Raw genomic sequence first — 804 nt, 5'->3', positions numbered from 1 at the left:
AAACTAGCCCGAAGATGAATCTTCCACATAAGGGTCGTTGTAGACTACGACGTTGATAGGCTGCAGGTGTATGTGTAGAAATACATTCAGCCGAGCAGTACTAATTACCCAACAGCTTGCACATTTTCTTTCAATAGAAAAAACATTTAATCTCAATCTCTTCTACTTCCAATATGACATGAAAAAAGGAATGAAAGGATAATGGAATAAAGGATAAAGGACGAAAGGGATTTTCCCTTCCTCCATACTTCCTTCCTCCTTCTTCCCCTCAAAAGATCTTGTTGGTGGCTATTGGCCCGGTGTTCACCTCTTCCCATCCCGAACAGAGAAGTTAAGCCCGGAACCGCCGATGATACTTGGGTCAAACCTGGTAAAGTAGGTAGCCGCCACAATACTATTACACGAAGACCATCTCAAAAGGATGGTCTTTTTTGTGTTTAGGCCGCGCCGCGTAGGCCGCGCCACGCAGGCCGGGCCGTGCAGGTTATTGACCTGGTTCGGGGCAACGGTTGCTTCACCTCTTCCCAGGCGGGGCTGCCCAGGCGGGGCCGCCCAGGCTGCGCGCCCCGCTCGTTCGCGAGCCCGGCCCGTACAGAGAAGTTAAGGGGCACGCCTAGTGCGCGGCTGGCTAAGCCTGGGGCGCCCAGTTCAACGTGATCCCGGCTATATCCGCCGATGATACTTGGGTCAAACCTGGTAAAGTAGGTCGGGCCGCGTAGGTCGGGCCGCGTAGGTCGGGCCGCGTAGGTCGGGCCGCGCGCCACGTTGGTACGGATAGAGAAGTTAAGGGGTTGCCTAAGGACG

General features: G+C 54.0%; 2 rRNA genes. Both read left to right on the top strand.

The window, feature by feature from the left end:
* Nucleotides 1-125, top strand: a 23S ribosomal RNA gene (locus ACTIE6_RS24260); the annotation flags it as partial.
* 155 nt (nt 126-280) lie between these two features.
* Nucleotides 281-392: ribosomal RNA gene (rrf, locus tag ACTIE6_RS24255) — 5S ribosomal RNA — on the top strand.
* Nucleotides 393-804: the final 412 nt, after the last annotated feature.

This window comes from Dyadobacter sp. (assembly GCF_051859145.1).
GTDB lineage: Bacteria > Bacteroidota > Bacteroidia > Cytophagales > Spirosomataceae > Dyadobacter.
Note: the sequence above shows the minus strand (reverse complement) of the source record. Positions and strands in the feature narration are given on the sequence as shown.